Annotated in this window: 16 protein-coding genes; all 16 read left to right on the plus strand. The window is 73.3% G+C overall.

Annotated features, from left to right (window positions below; all coding sequences use genetic code 11):
* The first annotated feature begins 18 nt into the window (after positions 1-18).
* Positions 19-1,260 (plus strand): MFS transporter, encoded by a 1,242-nt coding sequence (locus tag K4S16_RS41735; protein WP_308801011.1) that lies wholly within the window; start codon positions 19-21, stop codon positions 1,258-1,260.
* A gap of 15 nt (positions 1,261-1,275) precedes the next feature.
* Positions 1,276-4,968, plus strand: a complete 3,693-nt coding sequence (locus tag K4S16_RS41740) for a nitrate reductase subunit alpha (RefSeq protein WP_149264645.1) — start codon at positions 1,276-1,278, stop codon at positions 4,966-4,968.
* On the plus strand, positions 4,968-6,707 hold the full coding sequence (gene narH, locus K4S16_RS41745) for a nitrate reductase subunit beta (RefSeq protein ID WP_149264646.1): 1,740 nt from the start codon (positions 4,968-4,970) through the stop codon (positions 6,705-6,707). Before K4S16_RS41740 ends, narH begins: the two co-directional genes overlap by 1 nt.
* The gene (gene narJ / locus K4S16_RS41750) at positions 6,704-7,390 is read left to right on the plus strand and encodes a nitrate reductase molybdenum cofactor assembly chaperone (RefSeq protein WP_235037412.1); all 687 of its coding nucleotides are present in this window, start codon (positions 6,704-6,706) and stop codon (positions 7,388-7,390) included. Before narH ends, narJ begins: the two co-directional genes overlap by 4 nt.
* The gene (gene narI / locus K4S16_RS41755; RefSeq protein ID WP_149264647.1) at positions 7,387-8,157 is read left to right on the plus strand and encodes a respiratory nitrate reductase subunit gamma; all 771 of its coding nucleotides are present in this window, start codon (positions 7,387-7,389) and stop codon (positions 8,155-8,157) included. The genes narJ and narI overlap by 4 nt, the downstream gene beginning before the upstream one ends.
* Positions 8,158-8,233: 76 nt before the next feature.
* Entirely contained in the window at positions 8,234-8,641 is a 408-nt protein-coding gene (locus K4S16_RS41760; protein ID WP_200842428.1) for a hypothetical protein, read from the plus strand.
* A gap of 66 nt (positions 8,642-8,707) precedes the next feature.
* The gene (locus K4S16_RS41765) at positions 8,708-9,583 is read left to right on the plus strand and encodes a Gfo/Idh/MocA family protein (protein ID WP_149264648.1); all 876 of its coding nucleotides are present in this window, start codon (positions 8,708-8,710) and stop codon (positions 9,581-9,583) included.
* 17 nt (positions 9,584-9,600) lie between these two features.
* Positions 9,601-10,005: a rhodanese-like domain-containing protein gene (locus tag K4S16_RS41770; protein ID WP_149264649.1), complete on the plus strand. Its 405-nt coding sequence runs from the start codon at positions 9,601-9,603 to the stop codon at positions 10,003-10,005.
* A gap of 58 nt (positions 10,006-10,063) precedes the next feature.
* On the plus strand, positions 10,064-10,855 hold the full coding sequence (locus K4S16_RS41775; protein ID WP_149264650.1) for a DeoR/GlpR family DNA-binding transcription regulator: 792 nt from the start codon (positions 10,064-10,066) through the stop codon (positions 10,853-10,855).
* A gap of 269 nt (positions 10,856-11,124) precedes the next feature.
* The gene (locus K4S16_RS41780) at positions 11,125-12,201 is read left to right on the plus strand and encodes a substrate-binding domain-containing protein (RefSeq protein ID WP_149264651.1); all 1,077 of its coding nucleotides are present in this window, start codon (positions 11,125-11,127) and stop codon (positions 12,199-12,201) included.
* Positions 12,202-12,221: 20 nt separating this feature from the next.
* Entirely contained in the window at positions 12,222-13,139 is a 918-nt protein-coding gene (locus tag K4S16_RS41785; protein WP_149264652.1) for an ATP-binding cassette domain-containing protein, read from the plus strand.
* Positions 13,132-14,376: a sugar ABC transporter permease gene (locus K4S16_RS41790; protein ID WP_149264653.1), complete on the plus strand. Its 1,245-nt coding sequence runs from the start codon at positions 13,132-13,134 to the stop codon at positions 14,374-14,376. The genes K4S16_RS41785 and K4S16_RS41790 overlap by 8 nt, the downstream gene beginning before the upstream one ends.
* 64 nt (positions 14,377-14,440) lie before the next feature.
* On the plus strand, positions 14,441-15,952 hold the full coding sequence (locus K4S16_RS41795; protein ID WP_149264654.1) for an FGGY-family carbohydrate kinase: 1,512 nt from the start codon (positions 14,441-14,443) through the stop codon (positions 15,950-15,952).
* Positions 15,949-17,424 carry an FGGY-family carbohydrate kinase gene (locus K4S16_RS41800; RefSeq protein ID WP_149264655.1) on the plus strand — a complete coding sequence of 492 codons (1,476 nt, stop codon included), beginning with the start codon at positions 15,949-15,951 and terminating at the stop codon, positions 17,422-17,424. Before K4S16_RS41795 ends, K4S16_RS41800 begins: the two co-directional genes overlap by 4 nt.
* Positions 17,421-18,029: a histidine phosphatase family protein gene (locus K4S16_RS41805; protein WP_149264656.1), complete on the plus strand. Its 609-nt coding sequence runs from the start codon at positions 17,421-17,423 to the stop codon at positions 18,027-18,029. The genes K4S16_RS41800 and K4S16_RS41805 overlap by 4 nt, the downstream gene beginning before the upstream one ends.
* Positions 18,030-19,088: a 2-hydroxyacid dehydrogenase gene (locus K4S16_RS41810; protein ID WP_149264657.1), complete on the plus strand. Its 1,059-nt coding sequence runs from the start codon at positions 18,030-18,032 to the stop codon at positions 19,086-19,088.
* The last annotated feature ends 363 nt before the right edge of the window (positions 19,089-19,451 follow it).

Raw genomic sequence — 19,451 nt, forward strand, 5'->3', positions numbered from 1 at the left:
ACGGAGGCAGGGGACACGGTGAGTGGGACACGGCGGGCGGCGGTGGCCGGCCCCGCGGAGACCGGGGCGGGCGGTGACGGCGGCTGGCCCATGGTCATGCTGGTCATGGCCACGATCGGGTTCGCGGTCAACTTCTGGGCGTGGGCGCTGCTGAGCCCCCTCGGCCCGCGCTTCAAGGATTCGTTGGACCTGTCGTCGTTCGAGCAGTCGCTGCTCGTGGCGGTGCCGGTGGTCGTGGGCTCCCTGGGGCGGATCCCGGTCGGCGCGCTGACCGACCGGTTCGGCGGGCGGGTGATGTTCCCGGCGGTCTCGCTGTTCACCATCGTGCCCGTCCTCTACCTGGGCCTGGCCGGGACCTCGTCGCTGGCGTCGCTGCTGGTGGGCGGGTTCTTCCTCGGCATCGCCGGCACGACGTTCGCGGTCGGCGTGCCGTTCGTGAACGCCTGGTTCCCGCCGCAGCGGCGCGGGCTGGCGGTCGGGATCTTCGGCGCCGGGATGGGCGGCACCGCGATCAGCGCGCTGACGACCGTCAAGGAGGTCGACCGGTACGGGATGGAGTTCCCGTTCGTGGTGATGGCCGTGCTGCTCGCCGTGTACGCGGCGGCCGCGTGGCTCGTCCTGCGGGAGGCCCCGGGGCGCACCGCGCCGACCGAGCCGCTCGCCAAGCGGCTGGTCGCGACGGTCCGGATGGGCGTGACCTGGCAGATGTCGGCCCTGTACGCGGTGGCCTTCGGGGGCTATGTTGCGTTTTCGGTGTATCTGCCCACATATCTAAAGACCGAGTACGGGCTGTCGCAGGCGGACGCCGCGAACCGGATGGCGGGCTTCGTCCTGCTGGCCGTCGTGATGCGCCCGGTCGGCGGATGGCTGTCGGACCGGATCGGCGCGGCCCGGGTGATGACCGCGGCCCTCGCCGTGACGGTGGCGGGCGCGGCGGCGCAGGCGTCCGCGCCCCCGCTGATGCCGCTCGGGACGATCGCGTTCCTCGCCATGGCCGCCGCGCTCGGCGCCGGCAGCGGCGCGACGTTCGCGCTGGTCGCGCAGCTCACCCCGGTGAGCAAGGTCGGCGCGGTCACCGGCGTCGTCGGCGCCGCGGGCGGCCTCGGCGGATTCGTCCCGCCGCTGGTGATGGGCTTCGTCTACGGAAGCTACGGCTCGTACGCCGCAGGACTTGTGGCGCTCGCGCTCGTGGCCGCGGCCGCGGCGGTGTTCACCGCCACGGTCGTGCGCCGCGCGGTGCAGAGCCGCCAAGCCGCATAGGGAAGGGAAGCGGAGTTGAGCTCGACCGATGGCCGGCCCGGACTGGACGGCCCGCTGGAAGACGCACTGGTGAGCACGCGGCGGTACTTCACCCGCGCGCAGGTCTCACCGGATCTGCGGACCATGACCAAGAAGGGCGGGCGGCAGGCGGACGCCTTCTACCGGGACCGCTGGTCGCACGACAAGGTCGTGCGCTCCACGCACGGGGTGAACTGCACCGGGTCCTGCTCCTGGAAGGTGTACGTCAAGGACGGCATCATCACCTGGGAGGCGCAGCAGACCGACTACCCGTCGGTGGGCCCGGACCGCCCCGAGTACGAGCCGCGCGGCTGCCCGCGGGGCGCGTCGTTCTCCTGGTACACCTACTCGCCGACGCGTGTGCGCTACCCGTACGTGCGCGGGGTGCTGCTGGAGATGTACCGGGAGGCCAGGGCGCGGACGGGCGATCCGGTGGAGGCGTGGCGCGAGATCGTCTCCGACCCGGAGAAGAGCCGGGTCTACAAGGGCGCGCGGGGCCGCGGGGGGCTGGTGCGGGCGTCGTGGGACGAGGCGACCGAGATGATCGCCGCCGCGCACGTCCACACGATCGCCGAGTACGGCCCGGACCGGGTCGCCGGGTTCTCCCCGATCCCGGCGATGTCGATGGTGTCGCACGCGTCGGGCGCCCGGTTCGTGTCGCTGATCGGCGGGACGATGCTGTCGTTCTACGACTGGTACGCCGACCTCCCGGTGGCGTCCCCGCAGGTGTTCGGCGACCAGACCGACGTGCCCGAGTCGGGCGACTGGTGGGACGCCGGCTACCTGATCATGTGGGGCTCCAACGTGCCGGTGACGCGGACGCCGGACGCGCACTGGATGACCGAGGCCCGCTACCGGGGCCAGAAGGTCGTGGCGGTCTCCCCGGACTACGCCGACAACGTCAAGTTCGCCGACGAGTGGCTGGCGGCCCAACCCGGCACTGACGGCGCCCTTGCGATGGCGATGGGACACGTCATCCTCAAGGAGTTCTTCGTCGACCGGCAGGCGCCGTACTTCGCCGACTACGTCAAGCGCTACAGCGACCTGCCGTTCCTCGTGCGGCTGGAGGAGCGCGACGGCGTCTGCGTCCCGGGCAAGTTCCTCACCGCGGCCGACCTGCCGGGCGCCGAGGCCGAGTCCGAGCACGCCGCGTTCAAGACCGTGATCCTGGACGCGAACACCGGCCATCCGCTGGTGCCGAACGGGTCGCTCGGATTCCGCTACGGCGACGCCGGCGTGGGCAAGTGGAACCTGGACCTGGGCGACGCCGACCCGCTGCTCTCGGTCGAGGGCGGCGAGGCCGTCGAGATCGAGCTCGCCCGGTTCGACGGCATCGACGGCGCGCCGGGAACGCTCCGCAGGGGCGTGCCGGTCCGGGACGTCGGCGGCCACCTCGTCACCACCGTCTACGACCTGCTCCTCGCCCAGTACGGGGTCGGGCGGGACGGCATGCCCGGCTCTTGGCCGTCCGGGTACGACGACGCGTCCGAGCCGGGCACGCCTGCCTGGCAGGAGACCATCACCGGCGTCCCCGCGCAGGCGGCCGAGCGGATCGGGCGCGAGTACGCGGCGAACGCCGAGGAGTCCCGCGGCCGGTCGATGATCATCATGGGCGCGGGCACCAACCACTGGTTCCACTCCGACACCATCTACCGGACGTTCCTCGCGCTGACCACGCTGACCGGCGGGCAGGGCGTGAACGGCGGCGGCTGGGCGCACTACGTCGGGCAGGAGAAGTGCCGCCCGGTGACCGGGTGGGCGCAGCTGGCGTTCGGGCTGGACTGGTCCCGCCCGCCCCGCCAGATGATCGGCACCGCCTTCTGGTACCTGCACTCCGACCAGTTCCGCTATGACCAGTTCGACGCGGGAACGCTCTCGGCGGCGACGGGCGGCGGGCAGCTCGCCGGACGGTCCACGGCCGACGTGATCGCGAAGGCGGCGCGGCTGGGCTGGATGCCGTCCTACCCGACCTTCGACCGCAACCCGCTCGCCCTCGCCGACGAGGCAGAGGCCGCGGGGAGGCAGGCCGGCGAGCACATCGTGGACGAGCTGAAGGCCGGCCGGCTGAAGTTCGCCTGCCAGGACCCCGACGCCCCCGAGAACTTCCCCCGCGTCCTGACCGTGTGGCGGTCCAACCTGCTGGGCTCGTCCGCCAAGGGCAACGAGTACTTCCTCAAGCACCTGCTCGGCGCCGCCGACGCGGTACGGGCGGAGGAGACGCCGCCGGACGAGCGCCCCAAGGAGGTCGTCTGGCGGGACGAGGCCCCGGCCGGGAAGCTGGACCTGCTGCTGTCGCTGGACTTCCGGATGACCAGCACCACGGTCTACTCCGACATCGTGCTGCCGGCCGCGACCTGGTACGAGAAGCACGACCTCAACACCACCGACATGCACCCGTTCGTGCACTCGTTCAACCCGGCGATCGCGCCGCCGTGGCAGACCCGGAGCGACTGGCGGGCCTTCCAGGACATCGCCGTCCAGTTCAGCCGGCTCGCCGAGCGGCATCTGGGCGTCCGCAAGGACGTCGTCGCCGTGCCGCTGCTGCACGACACCCCCGACGAGATGGCCACCCCCCACGGGCGCGTGGCCGACTGGGCCGAGGGCGAATGCGAGCCCATCCCCGGCGTGACGATGCCGAAGCTGGTGACGGTGGAGCGCGACTACCCGGCCGTCGCCGCGAAGATGACCGCGCTCGGCCCGCTCGCCGAGCGGCTCGGCGCGACCACCAAGGGCGTCACGTTCGACATGGAGGGCGCGGTCCAGTACCTGAAGCACAAGAACGGCGTGGTGCGGGGCGGCCCGGCGGACGGGCGCCCGTCGCTGCGGCGGGACGTGCACGCCTGCGAGGCGATCCTGGCGATGTCCGGGACCACGAACGGGCACCTGGCCACCCAGGGCTTCCGGGCGGTGGAGAGGCGCACCGGGCAGCGCCTGGCCGATCTGGCCGCCGAGCACGAGGGCAAGCAGATCACGTTCGCCGACACCCAGGCGCGTCCCGTCCCCGTCATCACCTCCCCGGAGTGGTCGGGGTCGGAGGCCGGCGGGCGCCGGTACTCGCCGTTCACGATCAACGTGGAGCGGCTCAAGCCGTGGCACACCCTGACCGGGCGGCAGCACTTCTACCTCGACCACGACTGGATGGCCGAGCTGGGCGAGCAGCTGCCGACGTTCCGGCCGCCGCTCAACATGTCCGCCCTGTTCGGCGAGCCCGAGCTCGGCGAGACCGGCGAGCTGGGGCTGACCGTCCGGTACCTCACCCCGCACAACAAGTGGTCGATCCACTCCGAGTACCAGGACAACCTGTTCATGCTGTCGCTGTCGCGCGGCGGCCCGGTGATCTGGATGAGCGGGGTGGACGCCGCGAAGATCGGCGTGCGCGACAACGACTGGATCGAGGCGGTGAACCGCAACGGCGTCGTCGTCGCCCGGGCGATCGTGTCGCACCGGATGCCGGAGGGCACGGTGTACATGTACCACGCGCAGGACAAGCTGATCGACGTCCCGCGCTCGGAGACCTCCGGCCGCCGCGGCGGCATCCACAACTCGCTCACCCGGCTGCTGATCAAGCCGAGCCATCTCATCGGCGGCTACGCGCAGCTGTCGTTCGCGTTCAACTACCTCGGCCCGACCGGCAACCAGCGCGACGAGGTCACGGTCATCCGCCGCCGTTCCCAGGAGGTGCAGTACTGATGCGGGTCATGGCGCAGATGTCGATGGTGATGAACCTCGACAAGTGCATCGGGTGCCACACCTGCTCGGTCACCTGCAAGCAGGCGTGGACGAACCGCAGCGGCGTCGAGTACGTGTGGTTCAACAACGTCGAGACCCGGCCCGGGCAGGGCTACCCCCGGCGGTACGAGGACCAGGAGCGCTGGCGCGGCGGCTGGACGCTGAACCGGCGCGGCCGGCTCGCCCTCAAGGGCGGCGGCCGGCTCCGCAAGCTCCTGACGATCTTCTCCAACCCCAAGCTGCCCGGGATCGACGACTACTACGAGCCCTGGACCTACGACTACGAGACCCTCACCAACGCGCCCCTGCAGGAGCACACGCCGGTAGCGCGGCCGAAGTCGCTGCTGTCGGGCGAGGACATGAAGGTCTCCTGGTCGGCGAACTGGGACGACGACCTCGGCGGTTCGATCGAGCACGGCGACAAGGACGTCCTGCTCAAGGAGATCTCCGACAAGGTGAAGATGGAGTTCGACAAGACCTTCATGTTCTACCTGCCGCGGATCTGCGAGCACTGCCTCAACCCCAGCTGCGCGGCGTCCTGCCCGTCCGGCGCGATCTACAAGCGCGCCGAGGACGGCATCGTCCTGGTCGACCAGGACCGCTGCCGCGGCTGGCGGATGTGCGTGTCGGGCTGCCCGTACAAGAAGGTGTACTTCAACCACCGCACCGGCAAGGCCGAGAAGTGCACGTTCTGCTTCCCTCGCATCGAGGTCGGCATCCCCACCGTCTGCTCGGAGACCTGCGTCGGGCGGCTCCGCTACATCGGCCTGGTCCTCTACGACGCCGACAAGGTGCTGGAGGCCGCGTCCACCCCCGACGACACCGATCTCTACGAGGCGCAGCGGCAGGTGTTCCTGGACCCGAACGACCCGGAGGTCGTGGCGGCGGCCGAGCGCGACGGCATCCCGGCCGACTGGATCGAGGCCGCGCAGCGCTCCCCGATCCACGCCCTGATCAACACCTACAAGGTGGCGCTGCCGCTGCACCCGGAGTACCGGACGATGCCGATGGTCTGGTACATCCCGCCGCTGTCGCCGGTCGTGGACGTCGTCCGCGACACCGGCCACGACGCCGAGGACAAGGGGAACCTGTTCGCCGCGATCGACGCCCTGCGCATCCCGGTCGAGTACCTCGCCGAACTGTTCACCGCCGGGGACACCGCCCCGGTGGACGCCGTGCTGCGGCGGCTGGCCGCGATGCGGTCCTACATGCGCGACATCAACCTCGGCCGCGAGCCCGACGAGACGATCCCCCAGGGGGTCGGGATGTCGGGGGAGGCGATGTACGACATGTACCGGCTGCTGGCGCTGGCGAAGTACGAGGAGCGGTACGTGATCCCCACCGCGCACGCCGAGCAGGCGCACGGCCTGGAGGAACTGGCGACCGAGTGCGCCCTCGACTACGAGGGCGGGCCGGGGATGGGCGGAGCGGGCCTGGGCGGCGGCTCCGGGCCGTTCGGCGAGGCGTCCGGCGGTCCCAGCCCCATCGCGGTGGAGAACTTCCAGATGCTCAGGGAGCGGCAGACCTCCGACAATCCGGTCGACCCGGCCGACAAGCACAAGCGCGTCAACCTGCTCAACTGGGACGGCAAGGGCGCCCCGGCCGGGCTGTTCCCCGCCCGCAAGGACGAGGGCCCGGGCCCGGACGGCGGCAACCCGCCCGCGGACTCGGGCGACGCGGAAACGGAGCCCAAGCCGTGAAGATCAGACCCGCGAGCAGGTCCGGCCTCAGCGACGCCGAGCTGGCCACCGCCTGGCAGGCCGCCTCGCTGCTGCTCGGCTACCCCGACGAGGAACTGCTCGGGCGGCGGCCGCTGCTGCGCCGGGCCGTGGCGGGCCTGCCCGCGCACGTCGCGGAGCCGCTGGGCCGCATCCTCGACCATCTGGACGCGACCCCGCCGCGCGAGCTGGCGGCCGACTACGTCGCCACGTTCGACCACCGCAAACGCTGCTGCCTGTACCTCACGTACTACGCCTACGGCGACACCCGCAAACGCGGCATGGCCCTGGTGCGGTTCAAGCAGGCGTACCAGGCGGCCGGGCTCGACCTGGACGAGGGCGAGCTGCCCGACCACCTGTCCGTCGTGCTGGAGTTCGCCGCCACCGGCGACCTCGCCCAGGGCCGCCGGCTGCTCCTGGAGCACCGCGCCGGCCTGGAGCTCCTGCGCCTGTCCCTCACCGAGTCCGGCTCGCCGTGGAAGGACGTCCTGGACGCCGTCGCGGCGACGCTGCCGCCGCTGACCGGGCGGACGGAGGAGGCCGTCGCCCGGCTCATCGCCGAAGGCCCGCCGGAGGAGGAGGTCGGCCTCGCCCCCTACGGCGCCGACGCGACCGCCATGGGGCCCGTCTTCCTGCCCGATCCCGTCCTTGGAGCCCGCTCATGACCAGTGACCTGCCCGTCCTCGCCGCCGAGAGCGGCGGCGAACCCGGCGTCGGCGGCATCCTGCTCTGGGTCGCCCTGCCCTACGTCGCCGTGGCGGTGTTCGTGCTCGGGCACATCTGGCGCTACCGCTACGACAAGTTCGGCTGGACGACCCGCTCGTCCCAGCTCTACGAGCGGCGGCTGCTGCGGATCGGCAGCCCGCTGTTCCACTTCGGCATCCTCGTCGTCGCGCTCGGCCACGTCGGCGGGCTGCTGATCCCCGACGGCTGGACGCGGGCCGCCGGCGTGACGGAGGACATGTACCACATCGTCGCCGTCGTGCTCGGCACCATCGCCGGCTTCTGCACGCTGGCCGGACTGGCGATCCTGATCTACCGGCGCCGCACGGTCGGGCCGGTGTTCTCCGCCACCACCCGCAACGACAAGCTCATGTACGCCGTCCTGGCGCTGACCATCCTCCTCGGCCTGTCCGCGACCGTCGTCGCGAACATCATCGGCGGCGGCTACGACTACCGGGAGACGGTCTCCCCCTGGTTCCGGTCGATCTTCTACCTGCGGCCCGACCCCGCGCTGATGACCGGGGTGCCGATCCTGTTCCAGCTCCACGCGATCAGCGCGCTCGTCCTGTTCTGCATCTGGCCGTTCACCCGGCTGGTGCACATGCTCACCGCGCCGATCGGCTACCTGACCCGCCCCTACATCGTCTACCGCAGCCGCGACGAGCAGCTCGGCATGCACCGGCCCCGCCGCGGGTGGGAGCGGGCCTGACAGATCCGGGGCGGTGCCGGACTCCGCGAGGGCGGGCGGTAACGTCCGAGGGCAACCCTTCCGACCACCGCCCCGCATGCCCCCGGAGGACCTCGTGCTCGCCGTCACCCTCGCCGACCTGCGGATCTTCCTGCACGTCCTCGCCGCGACGATCTGGGTCGGCGGGCAGATCACGCTCGGCGCCCTCGTACCCGCGCTGCGCGGCTACGAGGGCGTGACCAAGGCCGCCGCCCGCCGGTTCAACGCGATCGCCTGGCCCGCGTTCGCCGTCCTCGTCCTCACCGGCATCTGGAACATCACCGCCGGCGACCTGGGCGGCCCCGCGCAGCGCACCCTGGAGGTGAAGCTCGTCTTCGTCCTGCTGTCCGGGGTGGCCGCGTTCCTGCACATGCGCGCCACCTCCAAGGCCGGGCTCGCCGTCTGGGGCGCGCTCGGGGCCCTCGGCGCCCTCCTCGCGCTGTTCTTCGGCGTCCAGCTCGGCTGACGGCCGCGGCACCCGGCCCGCCTCCGGCCCGCGCCGGGAAGCTGGTAGATCGCCTAGGTTTGTCCCATGAGCGATTCCGTGGCGGTGGGGCTGGTCGGAGCGGGACCCTGGGCGGGGATGGTGCACGCGCCCGCGCTGGCGGCGGGCCCGGCGACCCGGCTCGCGGGCGTGTGGGCGCGGCGGCCGGAGGCGTCCGCCGCGCTGGCCGGCGAGCACGGCGCCCCGTCGTTCGAGCGGATCGAGGACCTGTTCGACGCCTGCGAGGCCGTCGCGTTCTCCGTCCCGCCGGACGTCCAGGCCGACCTCGCCGCCCGCGCCGCCCGCGCGGGCAAGGCCGTCCTGCTGGAGAAGCCCCTCGCCATGGACCTGGACGGCGCCCGCCGCCTCGCGGGGGCCGTCGCCGAGGCGGGCGTCGTGTCGCAGATGGTCTTCACGCTGCGCTACTCGCGGGCCGCCCGCGACTTCCTCGACCGCACGCGGGGGCTGGAGCCGTTCGGCGGCTACGGCTCGTTCGTGTCGTCCGTACTGAGCGGGGGGCCCTTCGCCACCCCGTGGCGGCTGGAGAAGGGGGCGCTGCTCGACCTCGGCCCCCACATCGTCGACCTGCTGGACGCCGCGCTGGGCCGGGTCGCCGGCGTCCGCGCGCACGGCGACCCCCTCGGCTGGCTGGGGCTGACGCTGGAGCACGAGGGCGGCGCGATCAGCCAGGCCTCGGTGTCGATGGCGGGCATGGGGGAGCTCCCGCCCGCCCACGTCGAGGTGTACGGGCGGGGCGGCCACGCGCGGCTCGACTGGTCGCAGCTCGGCGACGACGCGTTCGCCACGATGGTGGCCGAGTTCGCCGCCGCCGTCCGGAGCGGGACGAGCCCGGCGCTGGACGCCGCCCACGGCCTGCGCATCCAGGAGGTGCTCGCCTCGGCCGAGGCTCAGCTGGCCGCCTGAGCTGCCATGATTGGTGCATGGCACGCACCATTGATGAGATCCTCGCCGAGGCGCGCGACCGGCTCGCGCGCGTCCGCCCCGACCAGGCCCACGCCGAGGCGCGCGACGGGGCGGTGCTGGTCGACATCCGCCCGGCCGCCCAGCGGGCGGGCGAGGGCGAGATCCCGGGCGCGCTGATCGTGGAGCGCAACGTCCTGGAGTGGCGCTTCGACCCGTCCTCGGACGCCCGGCTGCCCCAGGCCACCGGCCACGACGTCCGCGTCATCGTGTTCTGCTCGGAGGGCTACACCTCCAGCCTCGCCGCCGCGTCCCTGCACGACCTCGGGCTGACGCGCGCGACCGACATCGTGGGCGGGTTCAAGGCGTGGCGCGCGGCGGGCCTGCCGGCGACCGGGGCGGCGCTCGGTGACCCGGTGAGTTGAGCTCTTAACATTCGTGGTGTTAACTTCTGGCCTGGCGTCCGGACGTGAGGAGCGGGGCATGAGCGACCGGCAGCGGCGGGGGCCCGCGCAGCGGCAGGACGCGATCGCCGAGGCGGTGCTCGCCGCCGGGTCGGGGACGGCCGCGGAGCTCGCCGAGCGCTTCGGGGTCAGCCTCATGACGATCCATCGCGACCTCGACGAGCTGGAGCGCCAGGGGGTCGTCCGCAAGTACCGCGGCGGGGTGACCGCGCAGCGGTCCGGGGTCTTCGAGAGCAGCGTCGCCTACCGTGCCAAGACGATGCGCGAGGAGAAGGAGGCCATCGCCGCCAGGGCGGTGGAGCTGGTCGAGCCCGGCATGGCGATCATGCTCGACGACTCGACCACCACCCTCGCCCTCGCCCGGCGGCTGCCGGGCCTCGGCCCCCTGACGGTCGTCACCAACTTCCTGGACGGCCTGAACCTGCTGGCCCCGGTGCAGGGCATCCGGCTGATCGCGCTCGGCGGCGACTACGACCCGCTGCACAACTCGTTCATGGGCGTCTCGTGCGTGGAGATGATCGAGTCGCTGCAGGTCGACCTGTGCTTCGTGTCGACCTCGGCGGTGTCGGCCGGCAACGCCGGCCACCAGGAGCAGCGGGTCGTGGTCGTCAAGCGGGCCATGCTGCGCAGCGCCGTCCGCAACGTCCTGCTGGTGGACCACACGAAGCTGGGCCGTACCGCGCTGCACCGGGTCGCGCCGCTGAGCGACTTCGAGCGGGTCATCGTCGACGACGGGGCGACGCCCGCGGCGCTGGCCGAGCTGGCGCAGCACAAGGTCGAGCACGAGGTCGCCGCGCGCCCGCGCCGCTGACCTCGTGTGAACGACGGACGTTATAACTAACATCCCCTGCCCCGTGCGTGCCTAGGGCCCCTACGGGATCGATGCTGAGCTGTGACCTGGGCTAACCGGGTCACCGGCCATCCCTGTTCACGATCATCTGTGTTAGTTAACGCCCATGTATTGACATTTCTAACGTTCACAATGTTACGTTCTCCCCGCGGCGGCCGGCCGGCCCGGTCGCACGGCCGCCGCATCGGCTCCATCGCCCCCTTCACGGGCGTACCCCCGAGGAGAACTCTGTGAAGAAGCCCTCCCTCAGGACGGTCGCCGCGGCCGCCGCGGCGCTGGCCGTGCTCGCGCCCGCCGCGGCGTGCTCCTCCAAGAGCGCCGGGTCCGGTGGCGGCGACGCGAAGAACGCCAAGATCGCGTTCCTCATGCCCGACATCGCCTCGACCCGCTACGAGCTCTACGACGCCCCGCTGTTCAAGGCCAGGATGAAGCAGCTGTGCGGCGGCTGCTCGGTGCTCTACCAGAACGCCGGCGCCGACGCCTCCAAACAGCAGCAGCAGGCGAGCTCGGTGCTCGCCCAGGGCGTCAAGGCCATCGTGATCGACCCGGTCGACTCGGCCGCGGCGGCGTCGATCGTCCGGATGGCGCAGTCCCGGGACGTGAAGGTGATCGCCTACGACCGCCCCATCCCGGCGGCCAAGGCCGACTACTACGTCTCGTTCGACAACGAGAAGATCGGCGCGATGATCGGCCAGTCGCTCGTCGACCACCTCAAGCAGGAGAAGGCGAAGGGCGGCATCCTGGAGGTCAACGGCTCGCCGACGGACGCCGCCGCGAACCTCATCAAGAAGGGCATCCACAGCGCCGTCGACCCGAGCGGCTTCAAGCTGCTCGCCGAGTACGACACGCCCGGCTGGGAGCCCGCGAAGGCCCAGGAGTGGGTCAGCGGCCAGATCAGCAAGTACCGCGGTCAGATCGCGGGCGTCGTCGCCGCGAACGACGGCACCGGGGGCGCCTCCGTCGCCGCGTTCAAGGCCGCCGGCGTGGACGTCCCGCCCGTCACCGGCAACGACGCCGAGCTCGCCGCCGCCCAGCGGATCATCGCCGGCGACCAGTACAACACGATCTCCAAGCCGATCAAGATCGTCGCGGAGGCGGCCGCGAACGCCGCGTACAAGTTCGTCCAGGGCGAGGGCCCGAAGGGCAACACGACGCTGTTCGGCACGCCGTCGGAGCTGTTCACCCCGACCGTGGTGACCCAGGACAACATCGGCAAGGTCCTGCTCGGCCCGGACGGCGCCCTCAAGACCGACAAGGTCTGCACGGCCGAGTACGCGGCGGCCTGCGCGAAGCTCGGCCTCAAGTAGCGATCTCCCGAAGGTTCGTCATGTCACCATCGCCCACTCCACCGGCCGGCGCGGCGGGCTCGCTGCTGTCGCTGCGCGGCGTCAGCAAGTCGTTCGGCGCGGTCGCCGCGCTCACCGGCGTCGACCTGGACGTCGCCGCGGGCGAGGTCGTCGCCCTCGTCGGCGACAACGGCGCCGGCAAGTCCACCCTGGTGAAGGTCCTGTCCGGCGTGCACGCCCCGGACGCGGGGACCATCACCTTCGAGTCGCGGGAGGTGAGCATCCCCACCCCGGCCGCCGCGCAGCAGCTCGGGATCGCGACCGTCTTCCAGGACCTCGCCCTCTGCGAGAACCTCAACGTGATCGAGAACCTGTTCCTCGGCCGCGAGATGCGGGCGCTGCGCCTGGACGACGTCGCGATGGAGGTCCGGTCCCGGGAGCTGCTCACCCAGCTCTCGGCGAAGATCCCCTCGGTGGAGGTGCCGGTCGCGGCGCTGTCGGGCGGCCAGCGCCAGACGGTGGCGATCGCCCGGTCGCTGCTCGGCGACCCCAAGGTCATCATCCTGGACGAGCCGACCGCCGCGCTCGGCGTCGCGCAGACCGCCGAGGTGCTCAACCTGATCGAGCGGCTCAAGGAGCGCGGCCACGGCGTGCTCATGATCAGCCACAACATGGCGGACGTGCAGGCCGTCGCCGACACCGTGGCCGTGCTGCGGCTCGGCCGCAACAACGGCGTGTTCGACGCGCGGACGACCTCCGCCGAGGAACTGGTCGCCGCCATCACCGGCGCGGCCGACAACGTGGTGAGCCGCCGCGCGGGCAAGGCCCGTCCCGAGGCCGGGGACGCGGAGGACGCCGCCGAAGGCGCGGTGGACGCCGCCGGAGCGCAGGAGCCGGCCGACGACCGGCCCGAGCGGGTCGCACCGGGCGGCCTGAGGAAGGGAGCGGGCGATGAGTGACCTCATGGCGCCGCCGGAGGCGAGGACCGGGCTGCCGGGCGACTCCGGCGACCGGGGCGTGCGCGCCGCGCTGGCGGCCGCCGCCGACCGGGTCCGCGGCGGCGATCTCGGCGTCGCGCCGGTGGTCGGCGGGCTGATCGTGATCTGGACCGTGATGCAGATCCTCAACCCGGTCTTCCTGTCCAGCGCCAACCTGGTCAACCTGGCGCTGGAGTGCGTGCCGGTCGGCGTGATCGCGCTCGGCGTGGTGTTCATGCTGCTGGTCGGGCAGATCGACCTGTCGGTGGGCTCGGTCAGCGGGCTCAGCGCCGCCGTGGTCGCGGTGCTGTTCGTCGACCACGGCTGGCCGTCCTGGCTGGCGATCGCCGCGGCGGTGGTGCTGGCCGTCGCGCTCGGCTGGTTCTACGCGCAGGTGTTCAACCGGCTCGGCGTGCCCAGCTTCGTCATCACCCTGGCCGGGCTGCTCGGCTGGCTCGGCCTCCAGCTGTGGATCCTCGGCCCCAAGGGCTCGATCAACCTGCCGTTCGACTCGCGGCTGGTGACGTTCGCCCAGCTCGACTTCCTCCCGCCGTGGCTGGCGTACGCGCTGGTGGTCGCGGGCGCGGCCATCCTGTACCTGACGGGCCACAACCGGGCCGCGCAGCGCCGCAGGGCGGGCCTGCCCGCGACGACGGAGCGCACGCTGATCCTCCGCAGCGCCGCCCTGCTGGCCGGCCTCGCGGTGGCGGTCTGGTACCTGAACCGCGACCGCGGTGTCGGCTGGATGTTCGTCCTGTTCCTGGTGCTCGTGCTGGCGACGCACTACGTCCTGTCCCGGACGAAGTACGGCAAGTCCGTGTACGCGGTCGGCGGCAACGTCGAGGCGGCGCGCCGCGCCGGCATCAACGTCCGGACGGTCTACACCTCCGCGTTCGTCATGTGCACCACGCTCGCCGCGATCGGCGGCGTCCTCGCGGCGGCGCGGCTCGCGGCGGCCAACCAGAGCAGCGGCGGCGGCGACGTTAACCTGAACGCGATCGCGGCGGCCGTGATCGGCGGGACGAGCCTGTTCGGCGGGCGCGGCAACGCGTTCGCGGCGCTGCTCGGCATCCTGGTCATCCAGTCGATCTCCAGCGGGCTGACGCTGCTGAACCTCGACTCGTCCTACCGGTTCATGGTCACCGGCGCCGTCCTGCTGCTCGCCGTGGCGCTGGACTCGGTCGCCCGCCGCTCGCGCGCCTCGCACGGGCGCGCCTGACCGGCGCGCGCTTTGATGGGACCGCGCATCTGATGGGACCACTACGCAACGGACGGGGGAGCCGATGACGGTCGTCTGCGTCGACGCGGGCACCACGATGATCAAGGCGGTGGGGTACGGCGGGGACGGCGCCGAACTGGCCGTCGCCCGGCGGCCCACCGAGGTGTCCCGGCCCGCGCCGGGACACGCCGAGCAGGACATGGCCGCGGTGTGGCGCGCCGTCGCCGACGCCGTCCGGGAGGTGCTCGCCCGGGTCGGCGGCGACCCCGACTTCCTGGCGCTCACCGCGCAGGGCGACGGCTGCTGGCTGGTGGACGGCGACGGCGCCCCCACCGGCCCGGCGATCCTGTGGAACGACGGCCGCGCCGCCCCGGCCGTCGAGCGCTGGGCGGCCGCAGGCGTGCTGGAGGGGGCGTTCCGCGTCAACGGGTCGCTGCACTTCGCGGGGCTTCCGAACGCGATCCTCACCTGGCTGCGCGAGCACGACCCCGACCGGCTCGCCCGCTCGGCGGCGTCCCTGACCTGCGGCGGCTGGATCTTCTCCCGGCTCACCGGGGAGATCGCGGTCGACGGCTCGGACGCGTCCGCGCCGTTCCTGGACATCGCCGCCCTGCGGTACTCCGACGACCTGCTGCGCCGCTACGACATGGAATGGGCCGCGAGGCTCCTTCCCGAGGTGCGCGGCGACGACCGGCGCGCCGCCCCGCTGACCCGGGAGGCGGCGGCCGAGCTGGGGCTGCCCGAGGGGCTGCCGGTCGTCCTCGCCCCGTACGACATCGCGTCCACCGCGATCGGCGTGGGCGCGGTCGACACCGGCCAGGCCTGCACGATCCTCGGCACCACGCTGTGCACGGAGACGGTCGTGGACGGCCCGCGCCTCACCGGCGACCCGTCCGGCCTCACGGTCGCGATGGGCCTGCCGGGCCGCTACCTGCGGGCCTTCCCGACGCTCGCGGGCGGCCAGGTCGTCGACTGGGCGTGCCGCGTGCTCGGCCTGCCGGCACCGGGTGCGCTCGCCGACCTGGCGGCGCAGGCGCCGCCGGGCGCCGACGGGCTGGTCTTCCTGCCGTACCTGTCGCCCGCGGGGGAACGGGCCCCGTTCCTCGACCCGCGGGCGCGCGGCGCGTTCCACGGCCTCACCGTCCACCACGAGCGCGAGCACATCGCCCGCGCCGTGCTGGAAGGGCTCAGCCTGGTCGTGCGCGACTGCCTGACCGCGGCCGAGACCCGCCCCACCGAACTGCGGGTGAGCGGCGGCGGCTCGGCGAGCCCCGTCTGGCTGGGCATGCTCGCAGACGTCACGGGCGTCCCGGTCGTCCGGTCGGCCGACACCGAGGCCGGCGCGCGCGGCGCGTTCATCGTCGGGCTCCTGTCCACCGGGCGGGCCGCCGGCGCCCGCGAGGCCGCCGACGCCCACGTCCGTCCTGGCGACGCCTACGCCCCCGACCCCGGCCGGGCCGACCACTACGCCCGGGCCTACGAGGACTTCCTGGCGATCCGCTCGGCCACGGCGCCCGCCTGGCCGACGCTCGCGGCGGCCCGTGCCCGCACCGGCCAGGACGGCGGCGCCCGGTGACCGACCAGAACGAGGAGGTCTGGGTCGGGATCGACTTGGGGACGCAGAGCGTGCGCGCGCTCGCCGTCACCGCGTCGGGGGACGTGGCCGGGGCCGGCAGCCGGACGCTGACCGGGCGGCGGGACGGCCCCCGGCACGAGCAGGACCCCGAGGACTGGTGGACGGCGGTCGGCGCCGCCTGCCGCGAGGCGCTCCGGGACGTCCCGGCGGGGGCCGTGCAGGCCGTCGCCGTCGACGCGACGTCCGGGACGGTCCTGCTCACCGATGACGGAGGCCGGCCGCTGACCCCGGCCCTCATGTACGACGACACCCGCGCCGCCGCGCACGTCCAGCGGGTCAACGAGGCCGGCGGCGAGGTGTGGCGCTCCCTCGGCTACCAGCGCATGCAGCCCGCCTGGGCCCTGCCGAAACTGCTGTGGCTCCTGGAGAACCACCCGCACGAGGGCGCCCGCCTCGCCCACCAGGCCGACTTCGTCAACCGGCGGCTGACCGGCCATCCGGTGGCCGCCGACCTCAGCAACGCGCTCAAGACCGGTGCGGACCTCATCGCCGAGGCCTGGCCGGCGGACGTCCTCGACGCGCTGGGCGTCCCCGCCGGCCTGCTCCCGCCGCTGGAACGGTCCGGCACGCCGCTCGGGACGGTCTGCGCCGCCGCCGCGGAGGCGACCGGCGTCCCCGAGGGGACCCCCGTCGTCGCGGGCGCCACCGACGGGTGCGCCGCCCAGCTCGGGACGGGGCGCCTCACCGTCGGGTCGTGGAACTCCGTCCTCGGGACGACCCTCGTCCTCAAGGGCGTCAGCGACGAACTCGTCCAGGACCCGTTCGGCGTCGTCTACTCCCACAAGGCGCCGGACGGGCGGTGGCTGCCCGGCGGCGCGTCCAGCACCGGCGCGGGCGCGATCTCCCGCGACTTCCCGGGCCGGGACCTGGCCGACCTGGACCGCCGCGCGGCGGAGCACGAACCGGCGGCGGCGCTCGCGTACCCGCTCGTCCCGGCGGGGGAGCGGTTCCCGTTCCTCGCGCCGGACGCCCGCGGGTTCCGGCTCGGCGGGACGGGCGACGAGGCCGACGACTTCGCCGCCGTCCTGCAGGGCGTCGGCTACCTGGAGCGGCTCTGCTTCGACCACCTCGACCTGCTCGGCGCGCCCACCGGCGGCGACCTGACGCTGACCGGCGGGGCCGCGCGCAGCCGGTACTGGTGCCAGCTGCGCGCCGACATCCTCGGCCGCCCGGTCGTGCTGCCCCGGCAGGCCGAGCCCGCCCTCGGCGCCGCCGTGCTCGCCGCCGCGCCGGGCCGCGACGTCGCCGAGACCGCCGGGCGGATGGTCGCCGTCAAGGCGGTGATCGACCCGCGTCCGCAAAAGACCGGCGTGTTCGACGCGCCCTACCTGCGCCTGGTCGGTGAGCTGGAACGGCGCGGGTGGCTGCCCGCCGAGACCGCCGCGCACGCACGCGAGAGGACATCCCGATGACGCGCCTCGTCCTCGTCCGGCACGGGGAGACCGAATGGCACGCCGAGAACCGCTACGCCGGGGTCAGCGACGTCGCGCTGACCCCGCTCGGCCTGGACCAGGCCCGCTCGCTGGCCGCGTGGGCGGCGAAGGCCCGGCCCGACGCGGTGTGGTGCTCGGACCTGTCGCGGTCCCGGCTGACCGCGGCGCCGTCCGCCGCGGCGATCGGCTCGCGGCTGCACGTCGACGGGCGGCTCCGGGAACTGGACTTCGGGCAGGGCGAGGGGCTCACCCGCGCGGAGATGGAGCGCAAGTTCCCCGAGGAGCTGCGCGCGTTCCTGGCCGACCCCGTCGCCGCGCACCTGCCCGGCGGCGAGGACCCGGCCGCCGCCGCGCGCCGCTTCACCGCCTGCCTGGACGACATCGCGCGCCTGCACGAGGGCGGGCGCGTCCTGGTCGTCGCGCACTCCACGGCGATCCGGCTCGCGCTGTGCCGGCTGCTGGGGATGCCGCTCAAGGACTACCGGCGGCGGTTCCCGTCGCTGGGCAACTGCGCACTGACCGAGATCCGGCTCCGGGACGGCGAGGCCGCCCTCCTGGAGTTCAACACCCCACTGGAGCGATGAATGACTACCCGCGTGCTCGCGGCCGGTGACCTCTTCGTCCGCAACGACCTGCTCATCGACGCCCTGCGCGCCGAGACCCCCGGCGGTCTGGCGTTCTCGGAGGTCACGCTGCCGTGGCCGGTGGAGCCGTTCGGGCGCGTCGCCGAGGTGGACGAGGCGTCCGGGACCGAGGAGCAGCTCATCGAGGCGCTGCGCGGCGCCGAGGTCTGCGTCACCCAGATGGCCCCGCTGACCCGGCGGATCCTGGAGGCCTCCCCGGACCTGCGGCTGTTCGGCATCAGCCGCGGCGGGCCCGTCAACGCCAACCTGGAGGCCGCGACCGAGCACGGCGTGGCCGTCTGCTTCGCGCCCGGACGCAACGCGGGCGCGACCGCCGAGCACACCCTCGGGCTGATCCTCGCGGCGGTGCGGCGCATCCCGCAGACGCACGTCGACCTGATGGCGGGGCAGTGGCGCGGCGACTACTACCGCTACGACGACGTCGGCATCGAGATCCTCGGCAGCACCGCCGGCCTCGTCGGCTGCGGCGCCGTCGGCCGCCGCGTCGCCCGGATGCTCGCCGCGCTCGGCGCCCGCGTGCTCGTCCACGACCCCTACCTGGACGACCTCGGAGACCTGTCGGGCATCGCCGAGCTCGTCCCGCTCGACGAGCTGCTGGCGCGCGCGCAGATCGTCTCCCTGCACGCCCGCGCGACGCCGCAGACCACGGGGATGATCGGCGCCGCGCAGATCGCCGCGATGCCGCCCGGCTCCATCATCGTCAACTGCGCGCGCGGGTCGCTGCTGGACTACGAGGCCGTCTGCGACGCCGCCGAGTCCGGGCACCTGTTCGCCGCCGCGTTCGACGTGTTCCCCGAGGAGCCGATCCCGGCCGGGTCGCGGCTGCTGACCACCCCGAACATCGTCGTCACGCCGCACCTGGCCGGGGCCAGCAAGCAGACCGCCGCCAACGCCGCCCGCATCCTCGCCCGGGACGTCGGCCGCCACCTGCGCGGCGAGCCCCTCGTCCACTGCGCGAACCCCGAGGTGCTGGAGGCCCCCCGCCCGGCCCGCCCCTGACCTTCCTCCCCATCACCCCCCACCAAGGAGGCACGATGCACGGACCCGGACTCGGCGAGGTCGCTCCCACCCGCCGCAGAGTCCTCGGCTTCGCGGGCGCCGCCACGCTCGCCGGAGCCGCCGCCCTGGCCGGCGCCCGCCCCGCGGCGGCGGCCGGCCGCCCCTACACCTTCGACCTGCTGTTCAACGTCCCCCACACCGACAACATGCAGGGCCTCGCCTACCGCCGCGGCCGGTTCTACGTCGGGTTCGACGTGGGCGGCGGCCACGGCGTCATCCGCGAGTACGACCGCGACGGCAACACGCTCAAGGAGAGCGCGCCCCTCGCCGTCGGGCACGCCGCCGAGATCAGCGTCCGCGACC

Origin of the sequence: Actinomadura sp. K4S16 (assembly GCF_008327685.1) — a bacterium.
Taxonomy (GTDB): Bacteria; Actinomycetota; Actinomycetes; order Streptosporangiales; family Streptosporangiaceae; genus Spirillospora.

Bases quoted from the DNA above. Each gene is read 5' to 3' on its own strand.
- narH (WP_149264646.1), top strand. From the start codon at position 4,968: ATGCGGGTCATGGCGCAGATGTCGATGGTGATGAACCTCGACAAGTGC.
- narI (WP_149264647.1), top strand. From the start codon at position 7,387: ATGACCAGTGACCTGCCCGTCCTCGCCGCCGAGAGCGGCGGCGAACCC.
- K4S16_RS41760 (WP_200842428.1), top strand. From the start codon at position 8,234: ATGCCCCCGGAGGACCTCGTGCTCGCCGTCACCCTCGCCGACCTGCGG.
- K4S16_RS41765 (WP_149264648.1), top strand. From the start codon at position 8,708: ATGAGCGATTCCGTGGCGGTGGGGCTGGTCGGAGCGGGACCCTGGGCG.
- K4S16_RS41770 (WP_149264649.1), top strand. From the start codon at position 9,601: ATGGCACGCACCATTGATGAGATCCTCGCCGAGGCGCGCGACCGGCTC.
- K4S16_RS41775 (WP_149264650.1), top strand. From the start codon at position 10,064: ATGAGCGACCGGCAGCGGCGGGGGCCCGCGCAGCGGCAGGACGCGATC.
- K4S16_RS41785 (WP_149264652.1), top strand. From the start codon at position 12,222: ATGTCACCATCGCCCACTCCACCGGCCGGCGCGGCGGGCTCGCTGCTG.
- K4S16_RS41790 (WP_149264653.1), top strand. From the start codon at position 13,132: ATGAGTGACCTCATGGCGCCGCCGGAGGCGAGGACCGGGCTGCCGGGC.
- K4S16_RS41795 (WP_149264654.1), top strand. From the start codon at position 14,441: ATGACGGTCGTCTGCGTCGACGCGGGCACCACGATGATCAAGGCGGTG.
- K4S16_RS41805 (WP_149264656.1), top strand. From the start codon at position 17,421: ATGACGCGCCTCGTCCTCGTCCGGCACGGGGAGACCGAATGGCACGCC.
- K4S16_RS41810 (WP_149264657.1), top strand. From the start codon at position 18,030: ATGACTACCCGCGTGCTCGCGGCCGGTGACCTCTTCGTCCGCAACGAC.